Below are 19,541 nucleotides of genomic sequence, written 5' to 3'. Positions count from 1 at the left end.
GCATTCACCCAAAGTGTGTTTGCAAATGGTAACCCAACAGCTCCTAGATTGAAATCATCTATAAATGCTTGTCTAATGACAATGTGAAATTTATGAAGTCCATTGATGTTGATAGTAATACCAAGTTTATTGACACGCCCACCATAGTAGAATTTTCCACCCCAATCATAAGAATTATCTTCATGATAGATTCCATCATTATAAGTTTTTGTCTTGCCACCTGTGCGGTATTGGGTAATTTCAAGGCTGGTGCCAAAAAAGAGATTTATAGAGGTGTGTGTAAATGGATGAAACCGATAAAACACGCGATATTCAGCCACAGCACGCCATAAGCTTGTATCAATTTCATTTTGTTGGAATGTTTTATTATTAAGCTCTAACTCTGAATAGCCTGATGAAGAAAATCCACCTCCTTGTATCCCAAATTTATCTTTATGGATTTCAAGATTTTGGACAGCAGATGGAGGAGGGGTGATAGTAACGTTAGATGCTTGCAAAAAAATGACAAAAATAAATACACAAGCTAATACTAAGCGCATATCAAAACCCTATAGAATCCAAAAATACATTCGGTATTATGCATTAGATTCTCTTAATTTCATATACATCAATATCTAGTATTTGTGTATATCAAAGCTTTTGATATGCCTTGCATAATTTGTAAAAAGGTAACATAGCGCAAAAAAGATATGTAAATTTATAAAAACACATATTGTGTTTTAAAAAATTTGTGTATCATACATAACGAGATTCTATTATTCGCTCAAAGGAGTAAGGTATGGCAAATTTACCACATACACATTTTGCGCAAGAAACACTTGCCTTACATGCAGGTTATACATATGATTCACAACGTACCATTAGTGTGCCTATTTACCAAAATACCGCCTATAGTTTTGAGAATCTTCAACAAGCCGCAACGCGTTTTAGTTTGCAAGAACTTGGCAATATTTATACACGCCTTACAAATCCCACAACCGATGTTTTGGCATCTCGCTTAGCAGCTGTAGAAGGTGGGGCTTTTGGGGTAGTGACTTCTAGCGGAAGTGCAGCGATTTTTTATGCGATCGTAAATTGTGCCCAAGCAGGAGATAACATTGTTTTTGCCAATAAAATCTATGGTGGTACGCAGACGCTTTTTGTGCATACATTAAAGCGTTTTGGCATACAAACTAGAACATTTGATATTGATGATATAAAGAACTCTTTGCCACAAGCTATAGATTCAAATACAAAGGCAATCTTTTTTGAAAGCATTTCAAATCCTCAAATATCCATCGCAGATACCCTTGCTATCACAAAAATGGCCAAAGAACACAAAGTTATTACTATTTGTGATAACACTGTGGCAACTGCATTTTTACATAAGCCATTTGATTTTGGTGTGGATATTAGCGTTTATAGTATCAGCAAATATGTCAATGGACAAGGCAGCGCATTAGGTGGTGCTGTGATTGAACGCAATGGATTAAATGATCTTATCAAGGATAATCCACGCTACCCAGCATTTAACACACCCGATGAAAGTTATCATGGTTTGGTATACGCTTCATTGCCGTTGCCAATGTTTTGTATTCGCCTTATTACAGAATGGTTGCGAAATATTGGTGCGACACTCTCCCCACAAAATGCGTGGGTTATTTTGCAAGGATTAGAAACGCTAGAATTGCGAATCCAAAAACATAGCCAAAATGCACAAAAAATCGCAAAATTTCTTTCTCAACACCCTAAGATAAAAAATGTAGAATATCCGGGATTGCGTGAGAATCCATATCATCATCTTTTGACAAAATATTATAGGGATTCTCTTTCTAGCGGGCTTTTGAGTTTTGAGGCACAGAGCTTTGAAGAAGCACAAAAAATTTGCAATACTTTGGAGCTTTTTGCTATCGCTGCAAATATCGGGGATTCTAAATCGCTTATTATTCATCCAGCTTCTACGACCCACTCTCAACTTAGTCATAAAGAATTGAGGGTAGCGGGTATCACACCTGAAACAATTCGTTTAAGTGTTGGGCTAGAATCTGTGGAGGATTTGATAGCGGATTTGAAACAAGCCATAGAGGGATAATATTATTTTAAGGATAGGTATATGCCATTAGTGCTTTCAGAAGATATTCCAGCTTATAGCCTTCTCAAAAAAAATGCATTTATTATGGGCGTGGATCGTGCGACACATCAAGATATTCGTCCGCAAGAAGTGTTGCTTATCAATCTTATGCCCACAAAGATAGAGACAGAATGTCAGATTCTCTCTTTGCTTGCTAACTCACCATTACAGGTGAATATCACGCTTTTAGCGACTTCTAGCTATGTGGGCAAAAACACGCCCAAAAGCCACTTAGATAAATTTTATGTGAATTTTAGTGATATTTTGGGGAAGCGCTTTGATGGAGCGATTGTTACGGGAGCACCCATTGAGCAAATGCCGTTTGAGGAAGTGAAGTATTGGGAAGAGTTAGTGGAGATTATGGATTATCTTAGAAGTCATTGCACAAGCACTTTGTATTTGTGTTGGGGAGCTATGGCGGGGTTATATCATTTTTACAATATAGCAAAAACCTCATTGGATAAGAAACTTTTTGGTGTTTTTGATCACCGCATAGTCGAGACAGATTTACTGCTTATAGGGCTTGATGATGTTGTAAGGATTCCGCATTCTCGATATAGTGGGATTAACGAAACACAAGTGCAACAAACTAGAGAGTTAAAAATTCTTTTGGCTGGAGAAGAGAGTGGAATAAGCGTTTTAAAAGATTCTCAAGATGTGTTTGTGCTTGGGCATTTAGAGTATGGGCGCGAGACTTTGCAGCAAGAATACATTCGCGATCGAAATAAGGGACTAGCTATTGATGTTCCGCAGCATTATTATGATGTCAATAACACTATAGTGTGGTCGTGGCGATCGAGTGCTAGTATGTTTTTTGCTAATTGGTTAAATTTTTCAGTGTATCAAGTCACGCCATTTGTATTGTAAGTGGGTGGAGGCTTTGTTCTTAAGTAAAATGTGTATCACAAAGCTTATCTTAATTTTTTTTAAGATACAATCCCCACCTGTTTTTTACAAAACTTCAAATCTAAACTAAGGAATGCGTATGTATGCAGTATTTAAGAATGGAGGCAAGCAATACAAGGTAAGTGAAGGTAGTATTGTGCTACTTGATAAACTAAGCCTTGAGCCAAAGTCAAAGGTGGAGTTTAGCGAAGTTTTGGCACTACATGATGGGGCTAACCTATCGGTTGGTACACCATTTGTAAGTGGTGCTAAGATTGAAGCTGAGGTGATTAATGAGGGTCGAGGCAAAAAAGTGATTACTTTCAAAAAGCGAAGACGTAAAGATAGCAAGACTAAACGCGGATTTAGAAGAGATTTCACGCGTGTGAGAATCTTAAAAATCACTAAGTAAATTTTCATACATTTTAAGGAGTTGCAATGGCACACAAAAAAGGTCAGGGTAGTACCCAGAATAATAGAGATTCAGCAGGACGTCGTTTAGGTGTGAAAAAATTTGGTTCTCAATTTGTGCGAGCTGGAAATATTATCGTTCGCCAAAGAGGTACAAAAGTGCATCCTGGCGATAATGTAGGTATGGGTAAAGATCACACGATTTTTGCACTTATTGATGGTGTAGTGAAATTTCAACAAAAAGATAAAGATCACAAAAAGGTTTCAGTAATTCCTGCTTCTTAAGTCATTAGGATATTCTAGGTTCTTATATTCTATTACGGTTAAGCATTGATTGAGATAAGCTTGTCTAGAAACCTTGAGGCAGAAATTTTCTAATTTAGGAGATAAGTGTGATGAAGATGTTGAATTTTGCGTGTGGGTCCAAGATTCATGAAGATTGGGAGAATATAGATTTTAGCCCCATTGATGCAAGAGTCAAAAGAGTGAACTTATTAGGAAAGTTGCCTTATCCGGATAATTATTTTGATGTCGCATATAGCAGTCATTTTCTAGAACATCTTACTTTAGCATGTGCACATGATGCACTTCTAGAAATTAAGAGAATTTTGAAGCCCCATGCAATTTTGCGCATTGTTGTTCCAGATTGGGAAAATCTTTGTCAAACTTATATCCAAGTGCTCCAATCTCTTTCTGATATATCAAAATCGGGGGGGGGACCCTAGAACAACTTGAATTTCAACACTATTGGCTTATGATTGAGATGCTTGATCAGGTAAGTAGAACAAAGAGTGGTGGTGAAATGCTTAAGTGTTTTGAATTTGTTTTGCAGACGCGCAATGTACAGTATGCTCGGTATATTAAAATGCGTGTTGGTGAGGATCTTCTGATGTCACCTAAAAATTTAGACATTCCTTTTACTAGAAAAATCACACTTGATAAGATTTCTCATAAGTTACTTCAGTTTTATTTGAAAATTTTGAGATTTTGTATACCCAAGAGCTTGAGAGATGAAGTATTTATCTCTACAAGTCTCGGAGAACGCCATAAGTGGATGTATGATAGATTTTCACTCACTAAACTTTTACATGAGGTCGGTTTTGGCAACATTCAAGTCTGTGATTATCAAACTTCGCAAATTAAAAATTTTGCTTTTTATTGTTTGGATACTAATTCTGACAAGACTCCTTATAAGGGCGTCTCTAGTCTCTATATGGAATGTCAAAAACCTTAGATGTCATTAATAATTTATTATTGGATTTTGTAGATTTTATATAGTAGTCTCATATAAAATCTTGTAGCGTACATATTTGTGATGCATTTTATGAGTATTGTGGCGACATTGCAAATGGGAATACCAGGGAAGAGCGATGTTGCATTATGATATATCTGATAGTGGTTTGTTAATTTTTGTGTTAGGATTATGGGTGAAATGTATTCACACAATACACAAGCGTTGTGGCAAAAAATTATGATTGTTTTGTGTATGTGTTTTGGAATTTTTTTGTGTTGATGGCTTATGTAGATATATGTCTTAAATGGGAAGCGTATGTTGACATCTATTTTGGCACAAAAAAAACAATGGATACCACAGAAATAATAGTAGATAAACAAACTTTTGTGTCCTATTGTAAAGGATACAGATTGGGGTAATCCCAGATTGGATCCTATGCAATGGCCAAACCCAACCTACGCAAGAGTATTTGGTGTGCAGAGCTTTATTGCAAAATAGCGATCTTAGGAGTTAAGTCTTACATTAATACTATCAATATAGTGTAGCTTATGCACTACGCTATTGAGCAAGCCTTTCATTTGCATACTATGGGTGTCATTAGTAGCGATTTTTTCAAATTCATCAAAATTAAGCTTTTGGGCATTATCACGCAAGTAATGCATGGCACTTAATTCATTGTAGTTAATGATAGAGGCTTTATGTAAGGTATTAGCAAGATGATCAAAGTGTTCTTGAGAGCTAAAAGCATCTGTAGCTACTTCTTGCAATTCTTTGGCTTTTTTAAGCATAGAGGAAGGTTCAAAATAGTCTTTGATACGAAATGAAGTATTGGGATTAGAAATATCGTGAGTAATTTGGGTTTGGGAAATTTCTTCTAGAGGTTTGATGTTATGCAGTTTAGAATCAGTAATATCCTCTCTAGCACCTGCTTGATTTTGGTAATAGATAGAGCTTAATAAGGATTGCCCATCTACTTTCATAACTACGCTCCTTTTGTAACTTTTTAGCTATGAAGCATATTGCATTCCTTGTTGCTACATGTTTTGACTAAGGATCTCGTAAGCACATTTGATACGACGAAGGTTTGGTGCGTTAGATTCTAGCATGGATTTATTAAAGTGTTGTGTATCCAAAATTGCACCCTTAGCTTCTTTGATAGCTTTTTCATACGCATTTTTCAGTGTCTGTGCATTATATGTATCCTCCAAACCTAAAAGCTGCATAGCTTCTTGTTTAGTCATTTCTATGTTGTTGTTATAGAGAGTGGAGAATTCATCATATAGCTTGTTAAAATCCTCGTTATCAAGTTCAAAAAAAGCTGCTATGTCAATAAGCATTGCTTCTTCATTTTTATCAAATTCTCCATCAGCATATGCTAGGACAAACAAAAATTCTACAACCTTGAGGCGTTTTTTGTATTCACCTTTTGTGGCATTATCAAAATCCATACACAATTGTTCTAAGCTTCTGTCATCACCATGTTCATAGATATCGAGTAATACTTCCTTGGTAATTTTGGAATGTTTAGAATCTCGTGCCATTTCCTCGATCATATCCTCCACGAGGACACGCTCAAATTCACACATCTTGCCATCACTGCGAGCAAAAATCCCTAAAATTGCACTTAAAATCCCATATTCGCTTTCTCGGATCTTGTTTTGTGTCTTTTCTTGCTCACTTATAGATTCCATTTGTGTGAATCCAAAATCCTGCTTTTGTGGGACTATATTTTGATGCAATGGATTTTTTAGGTAATCTTGGAGTGTAACATATAAAAAATACGCTACACCAGCACCTATAAGCAATAAAATAAACTCCATAAATTCCCCTATTGTTTTTATTTACTTAATTTCTTTTCTAATTCAGCAACAAAGCGCCAAGTTTTGACTACAGAATCCGGATTGAGTGAGATCGAGCTAATACCCTCTTTGACCAAAAATTCTGTCACTTCAGGATAATCACTCGGGGCTTGTCCACAGATACCACAATATTTGTTGTGTCGCTTACACGCTGCTATGGCTTGTCTAAACATTTCAAACATAGCAGGGTTTCGCTCATCAAAGATATGTGTTACAAGTTGCCCATCTCTATCCACACCCAAAGTAAGCTGTGTTAAGTCATTTGAGCCAATAGAATAACCATCAAACATACCCAAAAACTCATCTGCCAAAATTACATTTACAGGCAATTCGCACATTACATAGATTTCTAAGCCATTGCGCCCAGATTCTAAGCCATTGCGACGCATAATTTCTAGCACTTTTTTACCTTCTTCTGGTGTGCGCAAAAATGGTATCATAACTTTCATATTATTAAGTCCCATTTCATCACGCACCATGGCTAATGCTTCACATTCCCATTCAAATGCTACGCGATATAAATCAGAATAATATCTACTTGCTCCACGATAGCCCAACATAGGGTTTTCTTCTTGTGGCTCATAATATGTTCCTGCAACCATACCACGATATTCGTTTGATTTAAAATCACTTGTTCGGACAATCACAGGGTTTGGATAAAATGCTGAACATATCATACCAATCCCTTCAGCAATCTTCTTGACAAAGAAATCTTTAGGACTTTCATACCCTGCCATAAGTTTTTCAATCTCTGCACGCTCTTTGATGTCTTTGCCTTTGCCATTTTGGATATCAAGAAGCGCAAGTGGGTGTGCTTTGATTTGGTTAAGGATAATAAGCTCCATTCTAGCAAGCCCCACACCGCTATTTGGAAGTTTTGCAAAACCAAAAGCTTTTTCTGGATTGCCCACATTCATATAGATTTTTGTTTTGGTTTCGCCAAGATTGTCTAGCTCTACGCTTTTTACTTCATAATCACAAATACCTGCGTATACATAGCCTTCCTCACCTTCAGCACATGAAACGGTGATCTCCATACCCGTATAGAGTCTATCGGTTGCACCTACTGCACCAACGATTGCGGGCACACCAATTTCACGTGCGACAATAGCTGCATGACAAGTCCTACCGCCACGATTTGTGATAACCGCCGCTGCTTTTTTCATCACAGGTTCCCAATCTGGGTCTGTATTGTCTGTAACGAGAATCTCCCCTTCTTTAAAGGTATTCATATGTTCTAAGTCATTGATAATACGCACCTTTCCAGCACCGATTTTATTACCAATGGCACGCCCTGTAATGATTACTTCTCGAGATTCACTAGGGTTAGTGAATGTAAATTCTTCTAGACGGTTGCCTGTTTGATTTTTAAATTTTTGGCTTTGCACGGTTTCTGGTCTTGCTTGAACGATAAAAATCTCTCCACTCTCGCCATCTTTTGCCCATTCCATATCCATAGGGCGATATTCCCCGGCTTCTTTTGTGTAGTGTTCCTCGATCCTAATAGCATAGCGCGCAAGAGTGAGAATGTCTTCATCTGTGATTGAAAATGTTTTGAGTTCTTTTTGTGTAGTTTTGATATTTTTTGTAGGGTGCTCACTACCGCGTGGAGCATACACCATTTTTTGGTGCTTATGCCCTAATTGGCGCTTGATGATGGGTCTTTTACCATCTCTAAGTGTGGGTTTAAAAACATAAAATTCATCTGGATTCACAGTGCCACCCACGACATTTTCTCCAAGCCCCCAAGCAGCGGTGATAAAGACAGCATCTTTGAATCCTGTTTCCGTGTCGATACTAAACATCACACCAGCACTACCTTTATCCGCGCGCACCATTTTTTGCACACCTACAGAAAGAGCGACTTTAAAGTGATCAAATCCCCTAGAAGCACGATAGCTTACCGCCCTATCGGTAAAAAGTGACGCAAAGCAAGATTTTATGTAGTGTATAAGTTCGCTTTTGCCTCTCACGCTAAGGTAAGTGTCTTGTTGTCCAGCAAATGATGCATCAGGGAGATCTTCAGCGGTTGCAGAGCTACGCACTGCCACATCTGTTTCTTTCATGCCATATTCTTCACTCAGAATCTTATAAGCTTGAAAAATCTCCTCGCGCAAATCATCAGGAAATGGCGTGCCAAAAATGAGTTCTCTGATTTTTTTTGAGCGTGTTTTAAGGACATCAATTTCAGTTACATCAACGCCTTTTAGCAACTCTTCTATAGTATGTCTAATTTCACCAGAATCTAGTAAATACCAATATGCATCGCTTGTGATTGCAAAGCCATTTGGGACTTTTATACCCTCTGATACAAGTTCTTGAAACATTTCACCAATGCTTGCATTTTTCCCACCGACGATAGGCACATCTTTATTGTTAAGTTCTTTAAAAAACTTTATGTATTTCATCACGCTTCATCTCCTGCTGTTTTAAAGTGCCTAAATTGTAGTCAATCAAAACTTAAAAGGCACTAATACCTTAGATTTTGTTGTGTAGATACGCGTTTTGTGCTACCTTAAGTGCGTGAGGTTTGTCAATAAAATCCTAGCCACATTGTGTGAGCTTCCATGTCGAAGATAAGCGTGTAGTTTTTGTGCATTTTTTATGTATGTCGCACAATCAAAATTATGATAAGAATCTAAGAGATTTTTTGGTGTGAGGTCATCTTGGATAAGTTCTGTGTGTAGCTTTTGATCACTTTTTCCAGCCTTTTGATTGCAAGCCCCTTGATACAAGATATTTGCCAATCCCACAACCTTAAGCTTAACAAAAAATTTCACAATGTGGTATTCAATCGGGCGCATTGTGTAGGCAAGAACAAATGGTGTTTGCAGCAACGCTGCTTGCAAGGTAGCGGTGCCAGAGCAAATAAAAGCAAATTTACATGTTTGCAATGCCTTTGTTGCATCAAAACTAAGCGTAAATTCTTTAATTTCTTCACCATAGATACTTTGTAATTCCTCTTTGGAAAGGTTTGCAAAATGTGATGGTGCGACTAAAGTCTTTGATTCATGTAGTTGTTTGGCGACTTTTGCAAAAATAGGAAATATTTTTTTAATCTCTCCTTGGCGACTTCCGGGCATAAAGATAATTTCTTGTGTGCGTGGCAGTGGAGAATCTATGGGTAATTCATCAAGAAGTGGATGTCCGACATATTGTGCACGATTTTGTTGTAGGGCATTTGGATACATACTAAGCTCAAAGGGCAAAATTGCACAAAGCCTATCACAAATTTGCTCTATTTCTTTAGCTCTCCAGCTTTTCCACGCCCACACTTGGGGCAAAATATAATACACCACTTCCACGCCACTTCCCTTAAGCCCTTTTGCTAATGGGATATGAAAGCTTGAACTATCAATAAGTAAGGCTTTTTGGCAAGTTTTAGCAAGGGCTATCATTTCTAGATTCACACGCTTATAAAAAAATATTTTTTTTATCACATCAATAAAAGCCATTGCCGAAAATGCTCGTAAATCATAGCTAGAGTGTGCCTGTATATTGCTACAACCATTAAAAACATCGTTATCAAAAATCCCTATAATTTCTAATGTGATATGGTGCTGTCTTGCCATAGAATCCATTTCTTGTGCAAGTGCTTTTAGGTGGATATTTGCGCTTGGTTCAATAGCGCTTATGAATAATCTATGTGATGAAATCATAGTAAGCCTTTTAGGTGATATTTGGCGTTTAATCGCAATCTTTTTTGGGTTTTTTATCGGATTTATGAGATAGTGATTCTCGCGCGTTTAGTTCGATTTCTTGTTTAAGATCTCTAAGTTCGATTTCTAAGCGGCGATTTTCTAACTCAAGCTCTACGATTCTTTGCTTATAATCTTTTGGTATATCTTCTGATGTGGTCTTATTTTTGATCTGTGGTTTTGGGGATTTTTTGGGTTTTAGTTTTATAGAATCTTGGTTTTCTTGTGCTGTTTTAGTTTGGTTAATAGATTCTCGCAAACTGCGTAATTCTTGTTTGGCTTGTGTAATTTCTTGTTGGTATTGGCTAATTTCTTGTTTAAAATTTGTGCGATGTCGCTCAAAAATCTCTACAATCTCCCACAAACTCCCACTTGTGAGGTCGTATTGTAAAAATTCTTTGAAAATTCGTGCATCAATGTCCTGATTCATTTCATGCTCCAACAATCTTAAGAATCTAACTCTAAGCTTAGCAAAAGCAATTCCCTTCCTTTGACAATCTCCACATTTTGTGATTGGCACTTAGGACATATCGCGTATTGCATATCTTGTGCAAGACTTTGGGTATTACAATCTTTGCATAGAATCTCCACGGGTTCATAACTGGATTCTAAAAGTGTATTTTGGCAGAGGGCAAACTCACTTTTAAAAGTCTCAAAGGTGCGTGTGAGTAGCCCGATATCTACGCCACTGCGCTCACCCACACTAATGACAATTTTATGCACTTTTGTTGCTTGATGTTGCGTGGCAATCTCACACGCTTGATCTAAAAGTGCATTGATGATAGATAATTCGTGCATATTATCCTCTTTTATGTGCTTTTATCTATCAGCATTATAACGCACTATTAAGAGATTTGTGTTTGAACAAAAAGTTTTATGCTATAATCTTTGCTTTTTAAGATTTTTCATGTATGCAAGGAATCCCTATGCAACGATACCCAACCAGGCAAATTTTTGTCGGTAATGTTCCCATTGGTGGTGATGCGCCCATTTCTATACAAAGTATGACTTTTAGCAAGACTTGTGATATTGATGCGACTAAGGCACAAATTGATCGCTTAGCACTTGCAGGAGCGGATATTGTGCGTGTGGCAGTGAGTGATGAAAAGGACGCCAAGGCATTAAAAAGCCTCAAGGCAGTTTCTCCATTGCCACTTGTTGCTGATATTCATTTTCGCTACAAATTTGCGCTTATTGCCGCAGAATCTGTAGATTGTATACGCATAAACCCCGGAAATATCGGTTCTAAAGATCGTATAAAAGCTGTAGCTGATGCGTGTAAGGAGCGCAATATTCCTATTCGTATTGGTGTCAATGGCGGGAGCTTAGAAAAAGAGTTTGAGAGCAAATATGGTCCAACACCAAAAGGTATGGTGGAGTCTGCGCTCTACAATATTAGGCTTTTAGAGGATTTTGATTTTACCAATATCAAGGTTTCTCTCAAGGCAAGTGATGTTTTGCGTACTATGGAAGCATATAGAATGCTTCGCCCACTTGTGGAGTATCCTTTTCATTTAGGAGTAACAGAGGCTGGCACACTTATGCATTCTGCTATTAAGTCTTCTATGGCATTGGGTGGATTGCTTATGGAGGGTATTGGCGATACAATGCGTTGTTCTATCACGGGCGAGCTTGAAGAAGAGATTCATCTTGCACGTAAGATTTTGCAATATAGTGGGCGTCAAAAAAATGGCATCACACTTATTTCTTGTCCTACTTGTGGGAGAATAGAGGTGGATTTGGTAAGTGCTGTGAAAGAAGTTGAGAAAAAAATAGCACATATCACTACCCCTTTGCAAGTGAGTGTCATGGGTTGTGCTGTGAATGCGTTAGGGGAAGCAAAGCACGCCGATATTGCGATCGCGTTTGGCAATAAAGATGGACTCATTATTAAAGGAGGCAAGATTTTGGGCAAATACAAAGAGAGTGAGATTTTAGAGGTTTTTATCAAAGAGGTAGAAACTCTTGCGCTGGAGCGTGCAGATACACAATCTAAGGGGGCATAATATGTCTCTAATCCAAACTCTTAAAAATGCTAAGTCCGCTACCCATATTCTTGCGGGATTAAATCTCACAAAACGCGATATGGTCTTAGAATCTATGGCAAATTCGCTTCTTGCAAATACCAATGAGATTTTAGACGCCAATACACAAGATATAAAAAATGCCACAAACCTTTCTTCATCACTCCAAAAACGCTTAGAGCTTAGCAGGAAAAAGATAGAATCTATGGCAGATTCACTACGACACATTGCGACGCTCAAGGATCCGCTGAATAGAATCTTAGATGGTTGGGAAATGCCTAGTGGTATTAGGATTGAAAAAGTCAGTGTCCCACTTGGCGTGGTGGGTGTGATTTATGAATCTCGCCCTAATGTTACAAGCGATGTAAGTGCTTTGTGCCTCAAAAGCGGTAATGTCTGTGTGTTAAAGGGTGGCAAGGAAGCCTTGCATTCTAATACTGCAATTTTACGCGCCCTGCATGAAGCCCTAAAGTTGCATGATTTGCCACTAGAGTGTATCAATATGATTGCCACACATCAAGAGGTTGCGGAGTTTTTGCAACAAGATAAATATATTGATTTACTTATCCCACGAGGTGGGGAAAATCTCATCAAATATGTCCAACAATACTCTACAATTCCTATCATTAAGCATGATAAGGGCGTATGTCATCTGTATATTCATACTAATCATAATCCTCATTATGTGATTCCAATCGTGCTAGATTCTAAAGTGCGTTACCCTGCAGCGTGTAATGCAATAGAGACTTTGCTTATTGATCGTGAGATTGCAAGTAATCTTTTGCCTAGTATTGCTAGTACCTTGAAACAAGCAGGCACAAACCTTATGGGAGATGCAGAAGTCGCACGCATTTTTAGTCTTGATGGTGAGGCGGATTACACAAAAGAATATGGCACTAATACATTAAACCTAAAGATTGTAGAGAATCTCAACGAAGCAATTAGGCATATCAACACATTTGGCTCGCAACATTCAGATTCCATTATCACAAACGATGTTTTGGCAATGGAGGAGTTTCTCAATAATGTCCAAAGTGCGTGTGTGTATGCTAATGCTTCCACGCGTTTTAGCGATGGTGGGGAATTTGGCTTTGGTGCAGAAGTGGGAATCTCAACAAACAAGCTCCATGCGCGCGGTCCTATGGGTATAGAATCTCTGACAACATACAAATACAAAATTAGCGCACTTGGTGCTATTAGAGGTTGATATGAATATGCGAGTCTTGATACTTTTGTGTATGGCATTGGCGAGTGGGGTAGCGTGTGCATGGATTGTATTTATGGTTTTACAGCCAAAGGATTCACATCTTATATATCAAGAATCTAACACGCCACTTCCGCCATTGCCTTGTTCGCTAAATACTTCTTCTTGCACAATTACTTATCAAGATTCAATAATTAGCATAGAATCTTCTACACACCCTATCCAAGCAATACACCCAGTGACATTTTTTATCAAGGGATTTTCTAATCTTAGTGATGATTTAGTTTTGAAAGTATATGGGTTAAATATGGAGATGGGCACGATAATGACACAAGCTACAAAGGAAGGTGATACCTATCAAGCGACCATAAATCTTGGGACATGTTCATTGCATACAATGCGCTATCGTCTCGCATTGTATGAGGGCATAAAACCTTTGGGGGCTTTTATAGATTTTGATGTGGAGCAATAAATATGAAATCTAAGATTTTAGGTTTTTTTGTGTTGTTTTTCCTTGGATTTGGCGTGATGAGCGTGTATCTTTATCTCAAACCCCAACATACAACATATGATTTATGTGGCATAAATCCACAAGGCAAAATATGCGTAAGTGATTTTAAGGGAAAAAATGTCCTTGTATATTTTGGCTATACATTTTGTCCTGATGTGTGTCCTATTACGCTTTGGCTTATTTCGGATGTTTTTATACAGGCACAAGAGCGTGGCGAGATAGACTTGGCAGATTTTGTACTTATGTTTGTTACGCTTGATCCATCGCGAGATAGCCCACAAGACACACAAGAGTATGTCTCATATTTTTTTCCGCATTCTTATGGTTTATGGCTTACAGAAGATGAGTTGGGAAAACTTGCGCCAATGTATAAACTCAAATACCAAAAGGTAGCGCTTCCAAATTCGGCGATGCAATACTCTATAGCACATACTTCAAATATAGCGTTTTTTGATAGCACAGGGGAGTTTTATGGTATTCTTGAAAACCCAACCTTTGAATCTCTACATACTATGCTGACAAATGTAAGCACTCCAAACACCACAAACACTCTTGCCAAAAAAGCACTTATGGAGAATTTTTTAGATACTACCACATTAGAGATTGGGGATAAACCACTTTTTTTATTTTTTGGATCACAGGGGTGTGTGCATTGCCAAAAACTCTTAGAATCTTTGCATACACATACAGCACTCCAAGAACTTTTGCAGAAAAAATTTAGGGCTTATTATATTGATATTGCACGCCATCATCTTTATGAATTTGCCTCAACATCTAAAGATTCTGTGCAAAATCTGCCCAAAACACTCAAAACCAACGAACTTATGACACGCTACAATGTATGGGCTACACCTACTTTAGTGATCTTAGATTCACACGCTGAAGTGTTGCAGAGATTGATTGGGGATTATGATGCATCGGTGTTGTTTGATACATTACAAAACATACTCGCGCAGTACAAAGGTTTATAAACCAAGGGTTATGTATTTTGCAAATGTAACATAATCACTATATAATTGCACTCCTACAAACACAATTAAGGAATATTATGCTTAAAGATGTTTTTGCGCTAACGCTTGTTTCGTCTTTTAGATTCTTTGGGCTTTTTGTTGCGTTGCCTGCCATTGGGCTTTATACAGATGCCTTTGGCACAAGCGCCTTTCTTGCAGGAATTGTTGCGGGTGGTTATGCGATTACACAAATAATTTTTCAAACTCCTTTTGGAATCTGGAGCGATAAATCTGATAAAAAACTTGTTATTGCTATAGGACTTGTGATTTTTATTGCAGGTTCGCTTGTTTGTGCATTTAGCAATGATATTATTTGGCTTATTATAGGTCGGTTTTTACAAGGTGCTGGAGCAATTGGTGGGGTTATTAGCGCACAGATTGCGGATTTGGTGAGAGAAGAGAAGCGTAGCAATGCTATGGCGATGATGGGTGCTGGGATTTTTATGAGTTTTATTTTTGCGATGATTTTGGGTCCATTGATCGCTGGAAATATCGGCTTACAAGCGATTTTTTTACTTACCGCCTTGCTTAATACGATTGCATTGATTGTGCTACTTGTGTGCGTGCCATCTACACCAAAGATTGTTTATACCTACCAAAATACGGATTTCATCAATATTCTTAAAAACCCAAGTCTGCAGGTGCTAAATCTTAGCACATTGTTACAAAAATTTTTGATGATTTTTACTTTTGTGATTGTAGGTTTGGTGCTAAATGATTCATTTGGTATTCCTGAATCTAGCTTGTGGGAGATTTATACACCGGGTGCAATTTTAGGATTTCTTAGTCTTGCACCTGCCTCGATTTTGGCACAAAAAAAAGGGTATTTTAAACAAGTCTTGCTTGTTGGGGTGATTGCCTTTGTACTTTCGTATATTTTTATTGCATATGCTAGTTATATTGGGAGTTTATGGCTTTTTGTGTTTGGGGTTATGATCTTTTTTGTGGGGTTTTGCATACATGAGCCAATCATGCAAACTCTAGCTAGTCGTTATCCAAAGGCACACCAAAAAGGTTCGGCACTTGGATTTTTGACCACGCTTGGATTTGTGGGTTCAGCACTTGGAGCTTTGTGTGGTGGTATGTTGTATCAATCTTTTAGTCTTGTAAGTTTGAGTGTGTGTGTTGTGGCAGTATGTGTGTTGTGGGCTATACTTATGGTAGCGCGATTACATAATCCAAATAATGAAAAAAACCTTTACTTGCCGATAGATTCTTATACACAAGAGAGCTTGCAAAGTCTTAGTGCTGTTTCTGGTATCATAGAATGGTATATTAACACCACACAAGGTGTTGTAATTGTCAAATATAATGACACATTATTACAAGAAAGCGAGATTCTCTCTCGTCTTACACACAAGGAGCAGTCATGAGTACACTAGAAAAAATTATCGTTGCTTCGGTGATGGTGAGTTATCTTATATTTCTTATATATCGCAATAGAGATTATTTTAAAAAAGACAAATAAGGAGCGAGAATGGAGAATTTTCCTTTTAGTGATGAAGAGCTTAAAGATCCAGTCAATATTGTGATTGAAAAGGTGCGTCCGACCCTGAATCTTGATGGCGGAGATATTAGTGTGTTGGGCATCAAAGACGCAAAGGTATATGTGAGATTAGAAGGTGCGTGTCATGGGTGTCCAAGTAGCTCTAATACTTTGAAATATGCTATTGAGCGTAGGCTTAAAGAAGAGATTCACCCAGATATTGCCATTATCAATGTTGCACACCATACACCAAACCCATTAGGATAAATATGCCAAAGCTCACCTCTCAAAACACACGATATGCAATTAACAAAGCCTTAAAAAGTGCTTTTGAGCTTTTTAGCACCAAGCAATATGAGCGTGCGTTTAAGAGTTTTGAACGTATCCTTGCCGTAGCGCCAAAAAACAAAGATGCCAAGATTGGAATCTTATTGTGTGATAGTGCGCGTGAGTTTCCAGAAAATGCGTATTCTCTTTTTGAGTATTATCAAATCCTTTTGTCTTCTAAAATTTCTAAGCAAAAAGCCCAAAAGCAGATTCTTGAGATTTTAGAATCTGTAGATAGGGCAAGTTTTAGTCTCTCAGATATGTTTAAGGGAGTTGAAAAAAAGAGAATCCAAGAACTTGATGGTATTTTGTATCAAGATTTTTTGGCTTCTATCAAAAATCGCTCTAGTTTCAAGGAAGCCTTTGAAGATATTATGTTTAGCACAAAAATAGCTTTTACCTCACCACAAGAATTTTATGATTTCTTGGAGCAGCTTATTGAAAATGGCTTCACAGAAATAGGGCTAGAATATATAGAATCTTTTAAGGCACTCAAGCATACGCGCTTTGATGCACGTCTAGATGCAATCTTAAAAAAGGCTCTTGATGCGCATAACAAAAAACATAACTTATAACAATCAACGCTTTAGTGCGATCACTGATGATACGACATGTATAGATTCACACACACTTTTTGTCTGTACAAAACAAAATCAACGCTACTTTGTTGCCATGGATATAAAGCCACGATATATTGAGGCACAAAATCTTAGGGAAATATTTGCCATGCCAAAATGTATCGTGGGTATCACAGGCACAAATGGTAAAACTACGACAGCGACAATTATTTATGAGGCACTTCGTGAGCTTGGGTATAGCACAGCATTGCTGGGGACGCGTGGATTTTTTGTAAATGGAAGAACACTAAAGCCAAAGGGGCTGACAACACCAAGCGTTTTAGAGTTATATGAAAACTTTGAATCTGCTAAAGAATGCGAATATTTTATTATGGAAGTAAGTTCACATGCTATCGTGCAAGATCGTATCGCGGGCGTGCATTTTGGACTAAAGATTTTAAGCAACATCACAAGCGATCATTTAGATTTTCACAAAAGCTTAGAGGAATATATCCGTGTGAAAAATAGCTTTTTTGGTTGCGATAGCATAAAGCTTCTTAATGCCGATGAGCCAAAAGCACGCTACAATCTTACCAATGCTTATACCTATGGTATAGAATCTAAAGCAAACTTGCATACGATATCTTATGATATATCTCATAATGTGCATGCGCAGGTGGTATGGGATGACAAAATTGCGCCCTTAGAGATTGCACAACTCTACACTAAGCTTTTTGGTAAACATAATCTCTATAATGCACTAGCAGCACTTGGTGCGCTAAAACTTCTCACACATGAACCTTTAGATTCACTCACGCAAGTTATTGCACATTTTGGCGGTGTGAGTGGGCGTATGGAAGTTATTTCTACCAAACCGCTTATTATTGTGGATTTTGCACACACTCACGATGGTATGGAGCAAATTTTTCAAAGCTTCACAGGGCGTAAACTTGTTGTGCTCTTTGGTGCAGGTGGTGATCGTGATACAAGCAAAAGACCAAAAATGGGAGCCATAGCAGATACCTATACACAGAGAATCTATCTCACAAGCGATAATCCTCGCAGTGAAGATCCAGATTCTATAATCGCCCAAATTGCTCAAGGCGTGCGTGATACTACCAAACTCATTATTGAATCTAATCGCCAAAAAGCGCTAGAACTTGCTATACAATCATTGCAAGATGATGAGGTTTTGCTTGTGCTTGGCAAGGGCGATGAGAATTATCAGATTATTGGTGATAAGATTTTGCCTTTTGATGATAGGGAAGTTATTAGGCATTTACTAGCCTCTATGGATTCTTAGGATATTGGGGTTTTTATATTCGTATTTTCTACTATTTTGTGATACACATTTGAGGGCAAGCCTTGAGTTAGAGTAACTCTGATATTTTATAATTTCATGTATTTTGTGGATTTAGGTTTTAGCAGCTGGCGATCTTAAGGAGGCGTTTGTGGCTTATACAATTATTGAGGTAGAAAAAAAGACAGGAGTGTCTTCGCATACCTTGCGTTTTTGGGCAAAGAGAGGTTTGTTTCCTTTTGTGGAAAAAGATGACAATCAAGTCAAATATTTTAGCGAGCGCGATGTGGAATGGGTGCGTTGGATTAACTGGTTTCGTAAAGCCCAAATGGATATTCCGACTATTAAACATTACATAGAGCTCGCAAACAAGGGCGATGTAACAGCAAAAGAGCGACGAGAATTGATTGCTAGGCAAAAAGAGATTGTTGCAGATACTATTGAGGAGCTAAAATCTGTGCTTGAAACATTAGATTATAAGCTTGGTGTTTATGATGAAATGCTACGTAATAATATTGATGGATATAATCCACAAAGTAAACAATATAAAGGCTGTAAAAAGACTACAAAAAAGGAGAATAAATGAAAAATATATTACTTATTAACGGAGGCAAAAGGTTTGGTAGTAGTGAAGGTAGGCTTTCTGCGACTTTACAGGAAGTGGCTAAAGAAACATTGCAATTTTTTGGGTGCAATATTGTAGAAACACATATAGATAAGGGCTATGATATAGAATCTGAAGTGCAAAAATTATTAGATTCTGATGTATGGATTTATCAAATGCCTGGTTGGTGGATGGGTGAGCCTTGGATAGTAAAAGAATATATAGATAAAGTATTTATGGCAGGAGCTGGAAAATTTTGTGCTAGTGATGGACGACATCGTGATAATCCAACCAAAAATTATGGCAAAGGTGGCTTATTGC

At 37.7% G+C, this 19,541-nt stretch carries 23 protein-coding genes; 16 read left to right on the top strand and 7 right to left on the bottom strand.

Annotated features, from left to right (window positions below; genetic code table 11):
* A partial coding sequence (locus C6H22_RS06435; RefSeq protein WP_158654648.1) for a hypothetical protein occupies positions 1-539 on the bottom strand: 539 nt, incomplete at its 3' end.
* A 239-nt stretch (positions 540-778) separates the two neighbouring features.
* On the opposite strand from C6H22_RS06435, the gene C6H22_RS06430 reads away from it, so the two are divergent.
* The 6 genes from C6H22_RS06430 (at position 779) to C6H22_RS06405 (ending at position 4,640) form a co-directional block, all read left to right on the top strand.
* The gene (locus C6H22_RS06430; protein ID WP_104694505.1) at positions 779-2,071 is read left to right on the top strand and encodes an O-acetylhomoserine aminocarboxypropyltransferase/cysteine synthase family protein; all 1,293 of its coding nucleotides are present in this window, start codon (positions 779-781) and stop codon (positions 2,069-2,071) included.
* Positions 2,072-2,092: 21 nt separating this feature from the next.
* Complete coding sequence (locus C6H22_RS06425; RefSeq protein WP_104694504.1) at positions 2,093-2,977, top strand: homoserine O-succinyltransferase; 885 nt, start codon at positions 2,093-2,095, stop codon at positions 2,975-2,977.
* A gap of 118 nt (positions 2,978-3,095) precedes the next feature.
* On the top strand, positions 3,096-3,407 hold the full coding sequence (gene rplU, locus C6H22_RS06420; protein ID WP_095626987.1) for a 50S ribosomal protein L21: 312 nt from the start codon (positions 3,096-3,098) through the stop codon (positions 3,405-3,407).
* 26 nt (positions 3,408-3,433) lie between these two features.
* Complete coding sequence (rpmA, locus tag C6H22_RS06415; RefSeq protein WP_104694503.1) at positions 3,434-3,691, top strand: 50S ribosomal protein L27; 258 nt, start codon at positions 3,434-3,436, stop codon at positions 3,689-3,691.
* 110 nt (positions 3,692-3,801) lie between these two features.
* Positions 3,802-4,131, top strand: coding sequence for a class I SAM-dependent methyltransferase (locus C6H22_RS06410; RefSeq protein WP_104694502.1), 330 nt, complete (start codon positions 3,802-3,804; stop codon positions 4,129-4,131).
* 164 nt (positions 4,132-4,295) lie between these two features.
* Positions 4,296-4,640, top strand: a complete 345-nt coding sequence (locus tag C6H22_RS06405) for a hypothetical protein (RefSeq protein ID WP_233707074.1) — start codon at positions 4,296-4,298, stop codon at positions 4,638-4,640.
* Between the two features lie 503 nt (positions 4,641-5,143).
* On the opposite strand, the gene C6H22_RS06395 is transcribed toward C6H22_RS06405, so the two are convergent.
* The 6 genes from C6H22_RS06395 to hypA form a co-directional block, all read right to left on the bottom strand.
* Positions 5,144-5,620 carry a hypothetical protein gene (locus C6H22_RS06395; protein WP_104694499.1) on the bottom strand — a complete coding sequence of 159 codons (477 nt, stop codon included), beginning with the start codon at positions 5,618-5,620 and terminating at the stop codon, positions 5,144-5,146.
* 54 nt (positions 5,621-5,674) lie between these two features.
* Positions 5,675-6,460 (bottom strand): TerB family tellurite resistance protein, encoded by a 786-nt coding sequence (locus C6H22_RS06390; protein ID WP_104694498.1) that lies wholly within the window; start codon positions 6,458-6,460, stop codon positions 5,675-5,677.
* Positions 6,461-6,477: 17 nt separating this feature from the next.
* A complete protein-coding gene (gene ppsA / locus C6H22_RS06385; RefSeq protein ID WP_104694497.1) occupies positions 6,478-8,907 on the bottom strand; it encodes a pyruvate, water dikinase in 2,430 nt (809 codons plus the stop codon).
* A 102-nt stretch (positions 8,908-9,009) separates the two neighbouring features.
* Entirely contained in the window at positions 9,010-10,158 is a 1,149-nt protein-coding gene (gene lpxB / locus C6H22_RS06380) for a lipid-A-disaccharide synthase (RefSeq protein WP_104694496.1), read from the bottom strand.
* Positions 10,159-10,186: 28 nt separating this feature from the next.
* Positions 10,187-10,627: a hypothetical protein gene (locus C6H22_RS06375; RefSeq protein ID WP_104694495.1), complete on the bottom strand. Its 441-nt coding sequence runs from the start codon at positions 10,625-10,627 to the stop codon at positions 10,187-10,189.
* Positions 10,628-10,644: 17 nt separating this feature from the next.
* A complete protein-coding gene (gene hypA / locus C6H22_RS06370) occupies positions 10,645-10,995 on the bottom strand; it encodes a hydrogenase/urease nickel incorporation protein HypA (protein ID WP_104694494.1) in 351 nt (116 codons plus the stop codon).
* Between the two features lie 128 nt (positions 10,996-11,123).
* Between hypA and ispG the strand changes: the two genes are divergently transcribed.
* The 10 genes from ispG to C6H22_RS06320 form a co-directional block, all read left to right on the top strand.
* A complete protein-coding gene (gene ispG / locus C6H22_RS06365; protein ID WP_104694493.1) occupies positions 11,124-12,203 on the top strand; it encodes a flavodoxin-dependent (E)-4-hydroxy-3-methylbut-2-enyl-diphosphate synthase in 1,080 nt (359 codons plus the stop codon).
* A 1-nt stretch (position 12,204) separates the two neighbouring features.
* Positions 12,205-13,428, top strand: a complete 1,224-nt coding sequence (locus C6H22_RS06360) for a glutamate-5-semialdehyde dehydrogenase (protein WP_104694492.1) — start codon at positions 12,205-12,207, stop codon at positions 13,426-13,428.
* Position 13,429: 1 nt separating this feature from the next.
* Positions 13,430-13,897 (top strand): hypothetical protein, encoded by a 468-nt coding sequence (locus C6H22_RS06355; RefSeq protein ID WP_104694491.1) that lies wholly within the window; start codon positions 13,430-13,432, stop codon positions 13,895-13,897.
* Between the two features lie 2 nt (positions 13,898-13,899).
* Positions 13,900-14,907 (top strand): SCO family protein, encoded by a 1,008-nt coding sequence (locus C6H22_RS06350; RefSeq protein WP_104694490.1) that lies wholly within the window; start codon positions 13,900-13,902, stop codon positions 14,905-14,907.
* Between the two features lie 77 nt (positions 14,908-14,984).
* Entirely contained in the window at positions 14,985-16,319 is a 1,335-nt protein-coding gene (locus C6H22_RS06345; protein ID WP_104694489.1) for an MFS transporter, read from the top strand.
* Between the two features lie 104 nt (positions 16,320-16,423).
* The gene (locus tag C6H22_RS06340; RefSeq protein ID WP_104694488.1) at positions 16,424-16,699 is read left to right on the top strand and encodes a NifU family protein; all 276 of its coding nucleotides are present in this window, start codon (positions 16,424-16,426) and stop codon (positions 16,697-16,699) included.
* A gap of 2 nt (positions 16,700-16,701) precedes the next feature.
* Complete coding sequence (locus C6H22_RS06335) at positions 16,702-17,334, top strand: hypothetical protein (protein WP_104694487.1); 633 nt, start codon at positions 16,702-16,704, stop codon at positions 17,332-17,334.
* Positions 17,306-18,619 (top strand): UDP-N-acetylmuramoyl-L-alanyl-D-glutamate--2,6-diaminopimelate ligase, encoded by a 1,314-nt coding sequence (locus C6H22_RS06330; RefSeq protein ID WP_104694486.1) that lies wholly within the window; start codon positions 17,306-17,308, stop codon positions 18,617-18,619. The genes C6H22_RS06335 and C6H22_RS06330 overlap by 29 nt, the downstream gene beginning before the upstream one ends.
* Positions 18,620-18,767: 148 nt before the next feature.
* On the top strand, positions 18,768-19,202 hold the full coding sequence (locus tag C6H22_RS06325; protein WP_104694485.1) for a MerR family transcriptional regulator: 435 nt from the start codon (positions 18,768-18,770) through the stop codon (positions 19,200-19,202).
* On the top strand, positions 19,199-19,541 hold a 343-nt coding region (locus tag C6H22_RS06320; protein WP_199769812.1), incomplete at its 3' end, for an NAD(P)H-dependent oxidoreductase. The genes C6H22_RS06325 and C6H22_RS06320, both read left to right, overlap by 4 nt.

Origin of the sequence: Helicobacter equorum (assembly GCF_900198655.1) — a bacterium.
Lineage (GTDB): Bacteria > Campylobacterota > Campylobacteria > Campylobacterales > Helicobacteraceae > Helicobacter_F > Helicobacter_F equorum.
This window is presented reverse-complemented; position numbering and strand designations above follow the sequence as displayed.